9 protein-coding genes and 2 tRNA genes are annotated in these 7,560 nt (G+C 67.2%); 9 read left to right on the plus strand and 2 right to left on the minus strand.

The window, feature by feature from the left end; all coding sequences use genetic code 11:
* Positions 1-129 precede the first annotated feature (129 nt).
* Positions 130-657, minus strand: coding sequence for a hypothetical protein (locus tag IAE56_RS19970; protein WP_108768502.1), 528 nt, complete (start codon positions 655-657; stop codon positions 130-132).
* Between the two features lie 32 nt (positions 658-689).
* Positions 690-1,583, minus strand: a complete 894-nt coding sequence (dapA, locus tag IAE56_RS19975; RefSeq protein ID WP_200753717.1) for a 4-hydroxy-tetrahydrodipicolinate synthase — start codon at positions 1,581-1,583, stop codon at positions 690-692.
* 164 nt (positions 1,584-1,747) lie between these two features.
* Here dapA and IAE56_RS19980 point away from each other — a divergent pair, with 164 nt between their 5' ends.
* The 9 genes from IAE56_RS19980 (at position 1,748) to IAE56_RS20020 (ending at position 7,559) form a co-directional block, all read left to right on the plus strand.
* Entirely contained in the window at positions 1,748-2,308 is a 561-nt protein-coding gene (locus IAE56_RS19980; protein WP_025879444.1) for a glycine cleavage system protein R, read from the plus strand.
* 91 nt (positions 2,309-2,399) lie between these two features.
* On the plus strand, positions 2,400-2,879 hold the full coding sequence (locus IAE56_RS19985; RefSeq protein WP_200753718.1) for a peroxiredoxin: 480 nt from the start codon (positions 2,400-2,402) through the stop codon (positions 2,877-2,879).
* 84 nt (positions 2,880-2,963) lie between these two features.
* Entirely contained in the window at positions 2,964-4,364 is a 1,401-nt protein-coding gene (locus IAE56_RS19990; protein WP_079221478.1) for a PhoH family protein, read from the plus strand.
* A complete protein-coding gene (locus IAE56_RS19995; RefSeq protein ID WP_200753719.1) occupies positions 4,361-4,870 on the plus strand; it encodes a hypothetical protein in 510 nt (169 codons plus the stop codon). The genes IAE56_RS19990 and IAE56_RS19995 overlap by 4 nt, the downstream gene beginning before the upstream one ends.
* 9 nt (positions 4,871-4,879) lie before the next feature.
* Complete coding sequence (locus tag IAE56_RS20000) at positions 4,880-5,548, plus strand: YoaK family protein (RefSeq protein WP_200753720.1); 669 nt, start codon at positions 4,880-4,882, stop codon at positions 5,546-5,548.
* 64 nt (positions 5,549-5,612) lie between these two features.
* Positions 5,613-6,422 carry a bifunctional hydroxymethylpyrimidine kinase/phosphomethylpyrimidine kinase gene (thiD, locus tag IAE56_RS20005; RefSeq protein WP_200753721.1) on the plus strand — a complete coding sequence of 270 codons (810 nt, stop codon included), beginning with the start codon at positions 5,613-5,615 and terminating at the stop codon, positions 6,420-6,422.
* Positions 6,419-7,345: an alpha/beta fold hydrolase gene (locus IAE56_RS20010; RefSeq protein WP_200753722.1), complete on the plus strand. Its 927-nt coding sequence runs from the start codon at positions 6,419-6,421 to the stop codon at positions 7,343-7,345. The genes thiD and IAE56_RS20010 overlap by 4 nt, the downstream gene beginning before the upstream one ends.
* Positions 7,336-7,412, plus strand: a tRNA-Arg gene (locus tag IAE56_RS20015). Before IAE56_RS20010 ends, IAE56_RS20015 begins: the two co-directional genes overlap by 10 nt.
* A gap of 70 nt (positions 7,413-7,482) precedes the next feature.
* Positions 7,483-7,559, plus strand: a tRNA-Arg gene (locus IAE56_RS20020).
* Position 7,560: the final 1 nt, after the last annotated feature.

Raw genomic sequence — 7,560 nt, forward strand, 5'->3', positions numbered from 1 at the left:
GGCGGCCGGTTCATCCACCCCGTAGGTGTCAACCTATGGCAGGACGGGTCAGTCGGCGCCAACCAAGGTTGGCGACTACCAGAGCAGAAGGTAGCGCCGGGCCTTGCCCGGCGGAACCTCCACCGGCGCTTACTGCGCCAGCTTCGCCTTCAGTGCGGCAATCAGCTTCACCGGGGCTTCGGCGGTGGCCGGCATGCCACGCGGGTCGACCGCGGAGATGTAGGCACCGGCATCGACGGCAACCACGCGGACCAGGAAGTTGCTGCCTTCATAGGCCACGTCGTAGGAGCCCAGCAGCTGCGCGCGGCTGGCGATGGTCACGCCTTCCACGCCTTCCAGCGCGGTGCCGACCTTGCCGAAAGCCTCTTCCTTGCTGCCCGGGATGGTGAAACCGCTGTTGCCAGCAGCCGGGGCGGCAGCGGCGGCCGGAGCAGCCGGAGCCGCCGGCTTGGTGGCCGAGCTCAGCGCCGGCACCTGGTTGCCACCGGCGCCTGCCGGGACGTTCAGATCCGGCGGCACTTCCAGCGGACGCATTTCGGGAGCCAGGGCGTAATCACCCTTGGCGCCGCGCTTGAAGCAGCCGGTGGTACCGGCAGCGACGGCGACGGCAAGCAGGGCGTAGGACAGCACGCGGACAGTGGAAACGGATTGACGCATGTGGATCTCCTGGATCAGGCCACGACAACAGGTCAGTGGCTGGAAAGGGCTTCAAGGGCGGCGATGTCGCCGGCGAGATGGTCGGCCGCGGGCTGGTGTGCGGCCGAAAGCGGCAGCAGCGGCAGGCGCAGGTCATGGCCGATGCCGATGCGGCGCAGCAGCGCCTTGACCGGGATCGGGTTCGGCTCGACGCCGCAGAAATCATGGAACGGCTGCAGGCGCGCATCCCAGGCTTCGGTGGCGTCATGTTCGTGGGCGGCGGCCAGCGCGCACATGCGGCGGTAGGCACCAGGCAGCGCGTTGGAACCGACCGAGATCAGACCGGCCATGCCGGCCTGGATCGAGCGGGCGGCGGTGCCGTCATCGCCGCTGAGCACGGCGAACTCCGGACCGGCCAGGGCCAGCAGGGCCTGCACGCGCCCCATGTCGCCCACCGCTTCCTTGATGGCGACGATGTTCGGGTGACTGGCGAGCTCGGCCACGGTCTCCGGCAGCATGTCGCAGCCGGTACGGCCGGGCACGTTGTACAGCACCACCGGCAGGCCGCCCTGGTCGGCCACGGCGCGGTAATGCGCGATCAGGCCGGCCTGGGTGGGCCGCACGTACGGCGGGGTCACCACCAAGGCGTGGGTGGCGCCGAGCGCGGCGGCGCGGCGGGTCTGCTCGATGGTTTTGGCGGTGCCCGACAGGCCGGTGCCGGCCAGGACCGGGACACGGCCGGCGATGATTTCGACCGCGCTGGCCAGCAGCTGGTCGTATTCGGCATCAGACAGGGTGGCGGCTTCGCCGGTCGAGCCGGCGACGACGACGCCTTGGACGCCGCCCTCCAGCTGCAGGTGCAGCAGGCGCTGCCAACCGTCGGGGTCGAGGGAGCCGTCGGCCCGGAACGGGGTCGCCAGCGCGGTGATGAGGCCGGAAAGGGACAAGGACGTGCTGCTCTTGGCTGGGGAGGGAAAACGCCCGCCACGACAGGCCGGGGGCACCTGAATGTTACTTGCGGCGCGAAAGCACGGGCAAGTATGCTGGACACCGGTGGATTCCCGCCCCCGGCGGGCATTCAGACTCACGCCTTGCATTACCCGGAATCGCCTTGACCGACACCACCCCGCGCCCCGCGCCGAGCGAAAACCACCTCCTGATCAACGCCTACACGACGCATCCGGAGTCCCCCCTGCTGTCCGTCACCCGCCGCATCGCCGACAGCGGCTGCAATCTGGTGGACGCGCGCCTGGCCACGGTCGGCCGCGATGTCTCGGTCACCGCCCTGGCCACCGGCTCCTGGGATTCGGTCGCCAAGCTGGAAGCGATGCTGACCCGGCTCGAGCGCGAGGAAGGCCTGAAGCTGGTCTGGTACCGCACCGAGGCCAAGCAGGCGCAGTCCAACCTGCTGCCGTACATCGTCGAAGTGATCGCCGCCGACAAGCCGGGCATCCTGTTCCAGCTGGCCGATTTCTTCGACCGCCAGGGCATCACCATCGAGACCCTGCAGAGCACGCGTTACCGCGCCATGCAGACCGGCGCTGAAATGTTCAGCGCGCAGGTCACCATCGGCGTGCCGGCCAACATGCACATCGCCGCGCTGCGCGACGATTTCCTCGAGTTCTGCGACCACCTGAACCTGGACGCGATCATGGACCCGATGAAATTCTGATCGGACGTGCGGATTTTCGCGCGCCTCTCACGGGCGCGTGGCGTTTCATGCAATTGTCGTAGAAACAACCCAGGCTCGACAGAAGGACCTCATGAACAACGGCGATACCCTGGACAGCATCACCCTTTCCCTGCCGCTGGCGCTGTCCGGCGGCGAGCAGTCCACCCTCGGCGACTACGCCGGCCAGTGGCTGGTGCTGTACTTCTACCCCAAGGACAGCACGCCCGGCTGCACCACCGAAGGCATCGACTTCAACGCGCTGCTGCCGGAGTTCAAGAAGGCCGGTGCGGTCGTTCTCGGCGTCTCCCGCGACTCGGTCAAATCGCACGACAACTTCTGCGCCAAGCAGGGATTCAACTTCCCGCTGGTCAGTGATGCCGACGAAGCGCTGTGCACCGCCTTCGACGTCATCAAGATGAAGAACATGTACGGCAAGCAGGTACGTGGCATCGAACGCAGCACCTTCCTGATTTCTCCCGACAGCCAACTCGTGCAGTCCTGGCGCAAGGTCAAGGTCGCCGGCCATGCCGACGCCGTGCTTGCCGAACTGAAGGCCGCCCAATCCAAGTGAGTTCCAACGCCCACTGTGTCCGCCACCACCCTGCCCCGCAGCAGGTCGTGGTGGTTTTTCCCTGTCCGTAACCAGGAAATGACGATGACCCGAGGCAAGCGCATCTACGTGCTGGATACCAACGTGCTGATGCACGATCCCACCGCGCTGTTCAAGTTCGAGGAACATGACGTCTACCTGCCCATGCAGGTGATCGAGGAGCTGGACAACGGCAAGAAGGGCACCTCCGAAGCGAGCCGCAACGCCCGCCAGGTGAGCCGCTTCCTCAATGAGCTGGTGCAGGAATCCGGCCTGGACAACCTGGCCGACGGCATTCCGCTGGAGCGCCCCAACGGCCTGCAGCTGCGCGGCAAACAGAGCGCCGGCAAGCTGCGCTTCCAGACCAGTCATTTCGACGCGGGCAAGAGTTTCGGCAAGGTCATCCCGGACAACGCCATCCTCGGCGCGATCCTGGCGCTGAAGGAAGAAACTCCGGACCTGCCGGTGGTGTTCGTTTCCAAGGACATCAACCTGCGGATCAAGGCGGCCATCGCCGGCATCGTGTCCGAGGATTACGAGAACGACCGCGCGCTGGATGATTTCAGCCTGCTCTACACCGGCGCCACCGAGCTGCCGGAAGACTTCTGGAAGCGCCACGGCGAGGACCTGCGCAGCTGGAGCGACAAGGGCCGCACGCATTACGAAATCCTCGCCCAGGACGGCGAGGAGTGGTACCCGAACCAGTACGTCTACCTGCCCGGCGAAGACGAGGTCGAGCTGCGCGTCAGCCGCGTGGTCGGCGATGGCAAGGTGGTGCTGTCGCTGGTCGATGATTTCCGCCACGGCAGCCACGCCGTGTGGGGCATCAGCGCACGCAACCGCGAGCAGAACTTCGCGCTCAATGCGCTGATGGACCCGGAGATCGACTTCGTCACCCTGCTCGGCACCGCCGGCACCGGCAAGACCCTGCTGGCGCTGGCCGCCGGCCTGGCGCAGACCATGGACCAGCAGCGTTACCGCGAGATCATCATGACCCGCGCCACGGTGAGCGTGGGCGAGGACATCGGCTTCCTGCCCGGTACCGAAGAAGAAAAGATGACGCCGTGGATGGGCGCGCTGACCGACAACCTGGAAGTGCTCACCCACAACCAGGAAGGCGGCACCTGGGGCCGCCAGGCCACCAACGACCTGCTGGCCAGCCGCATCAAGATCCGCTCGATGAACTTCATGCGTGGACGTACGTTCCTGTCGCGCTACCTGATTCTCGATGAGGCGCAGAACCTCACGCCAAAGCAGATGAAGACGCTGATCACCCGTGCCGGCCCCGGCACCAAGATCGTCTGCCTGGGCAACGTCGAGCAGATCGACACCCCGTACCTGACCGAGACCACCTCGGGCCTGACCTACGCGGTGGACCGCTTCAAGAACTGGCCGCATAGTGCGCACATCACCCTGCGCCGAGGCGAGCGTTCGCGCCTGGCCGATTACGCTTCGGAGGTGTTGTGAACCGTTGCACCCGCCTGCTGCTGCCCACGGCTGCGATCGCTCTCGCAGCCGCCCTGGGGGCGTGCACCACCACGCGCGGCCCGGCCAGCGTGCCGACCGCCGAGCGCACCGGCCAATCGTGGGTGGTCACCCGCCCCGTCATCGCCGCGCAGGTATTGGATACCTGCTCGCGCACCAGCCCCGGCCGCGAGGCCGGGCGGGTGAGCGGCTACTGGGCGCCGAGCCGGCAGCAGGTGGACCAGATGGAAGCGAAGCTGTCCTCGCTGGAAGCACAGGTGCCGCACGTACTGGACTTCGACCGCCAGTACGTGGGCATCGAAAGTGGCGGCCGGCAGCTGATCTACATCAACGCCTTCCACCTGCCGGAAGATGCCAGCACCAATCCCGCGCGCGAAGCAATCCGCGTGTGTGATGGCGGCCGGCAGTTCTGGGGCGCGGTGTACGACCCGGCCACCGGCAGCTTCAGTGACCTGCAGTTCAACGGCGGCAAAGTGCCGTCGCCCTGAGGCGGCGGCATGGGAATCCGCCTGCCCACCTGGGTCTGGATAGGCGCGGTCGCGCTGTCCAGCGTGGCCGGCATGGTCAACGTGGTCGGCTTCCTGGGCTTCGAGCACCAGGCGGTGAGCCACATGACCGGCAGCACCAGCCAGCTGGGCATGGCGATTGCCCAGGGTGACTGGCGCGCGGTCGGCCATCTGTGGGGCCTGCTGATCGCCTTCTCGCTGGGCGCGATGCTCAGCGGCCTGCTGATCCAGGACAGCGCCCTGCAGCTGGGCCGGCGCTACGGCGTGGCCCTGGCGATCGAATCGGCGCTGCTGCTGGTGGCCATTCCGTTGTTCGAGCAGCAGCAGATCTGGGGCGCGCTGGCCGCGGCCATGGCCTGCGGCCTGCAGAACGCGATGGCCACCACCTTCAGCGGCGCGGTGGTACGCACCACCCATCTGAGCGGCATGTTCACCGACCTCGGCATCGGCCTGGGCCACCTGCTGCGTGGCCTGCCGCTGCAGGTGCGCCGGTTGACCCTGAGCGGGCTGATCATCAGCGGCTTCCTCGGCGGCGGCATCGTCGGCGCGTGGTTGTTCATGCACTTCAGCTACGACGCCCTGCTCGCCCCTGCCCTGCTCACCGGCCTGACCGGCATCGTGTATGTGCTGTACCAGCAGTGGGCGCGCTGGCGGCATTGAACGAAGGGCATCCACGCATGGCGTGGATCTACCTTCCCCTGCGGGACCACGGCACAATCGAGGCATGAGCCCGACCACTCCCGCTTCCGCCCTCACCATCGCCGGCTCCGATTCCGGCGGTGGCGCCGGCATCCAGGCCGACCTGAAGGCCTTCGCCGCACACCGCGTGCACGGCCTGTCCGCCATCGCCGCGCTGACCGCACAGAACACCCGCGGCGTCACCGCCGTGCACGTGCCGTCGGTCGCCTTCCTGCGCGCGCAGCTGGATGCCTGCTTCGATGATTTCGACATCCACGCGGTGAAGCTCGGCATGCTGGCCAATGCGGAGGTGATCCACACCGTTGCCGACGTGCTCGAACAGCGCCGCCCCGCGCACGTGGTCCTCGATCCGGTGATGGTCGCCACCAGCGGCGCGCGCCTGCTGGAAGACAGCGCGCTGCAAGCGATGCGAGAACGGCTGGTTCCGCTGGCCACGCTGATCACTCCCAACACCCCCGAGGCCGAACTGCTGGTCGGCCGCAGCATCGGCAACGCCGACCACGCCGAGCAGGCGGCTGCCGCGCTGCTCGACATGGGCGCAGGCGCGGTACTGCTGAAGGGTGGCCACCTGCACGAAGGCAACCGGGTGATCGACCGCTACTTCGACGGTGTCAGCAGCGAAGAGTTCATCCACGCACGGCTGCCACTGGACGCGCACGGCACCGGCTGCACGCTGGCCTCGGCCATTGCCGCCCAGCTGTGCAACGGGCTCAGCCTGGCCAATGCCTGCGAAGCCGGCATCGATTACGTGGCACGCGGCCTGCAGCAGGGCTATGCGCCCGGCCGCAGCGAGGTGCTGGTGCTGGATCACTTCGGCGCGGCACCGCACGCATGAGTGCGACGCCGCGCACGATCGCCGTGGACAGCGGCGATGGCCACCGCTACGAGATCATCGCCTGCATGCCTGCACAGCCGCTGGCACGCCTGCTGTGGCTGCCGGCGCTGGGCGTGGCCGCGCGCCACTACCTGCCGCTTGCGCAGGCGCTGGCAGCACGTGGCATCGCCGTCTACCTGCATGAGTGGCGTGGCAACGGCAGCAGCTCACTGCGCCCGTCACGCACGGTCGACTGGGGCTACCGCGAGATCCTCGAGCAGGATCTGCCGGCCAGCCACGCCACGCTGGCCGGCGAAGACGATGCAGGCAGCGCACTGCCCTGGATCATCGGCGGCCACAGCCTGGGCGGGCAGCTGGCCTGCCTGCATGCAGGGCGCAACCCGGAGTGTTTCCAGCGCCTGTGGCTGGCGGCCAGCGGCACGCCGTTCTGGCGCGTGTTCCCACCCCCGCGCGGTTGGCTGCTGCCACTGTTCTACCGGTTCCTGCCGTGGATCGCGCGCCGCCAGGGTGTGCTGCACGGTCGTCGCCTCGGCTTTGGCGGCACCGAAGCACGCGGGCTGATCGCCGACTGGGCGCGGGTGGGCCTGAACAACCACTACGCCGCGGTGGGCATGGACGAAGATCTGGAAGCTCAGCTGGCACGCATCCACGGCAGCGCGCAGGCGGTGCTGATGGCCGACGACTGGTTCGCGCCGCTCGGTTCGATGCAGGCGCTGCTGGCCAAGCTGCCGAATGTGGCCTCACGCGTGCGCGTACTGTCCGCGCAGGAACTGGGCACGCGCGCCGATCACTTCGCCTGGATGAAGGCCCCGGATGCCGTCGCTGAAAGCTTTTTCATTCAGTTGAATGAAAATTTTCACAAAAGCGTTGACGACAGCCGCCGACATCCGCATAATTCCGCTCCTGTCGCAGGGCGCCCGTAGCTCAGTTGGATAGAGTACCTGGCTACGAACCAGGCGGTCGGGAGTTCGAATCTCTCCGGGCGCACCACTCGACAGGCTTCCAGCATCCGCCGCTGGAAGATGCAGTAAAATGAAGTAACAAATTGATTGTGTACCGCGCGCCCGTAGCTCAGTTGGATAGAGTACCTGGCTACGAACCAGGCGGTCGGGAGTTCGAATCTCTCCGGGCGCACCAC

This window comes from Stenotrophomonas sp. S41, assembly GCF_016624625.1.
GTDB lineage: Bacteria > Pseudomonadota > Gammaproteobacteria > Xanthomonadales > Xanthomonadaceae > Stenotrophomonas.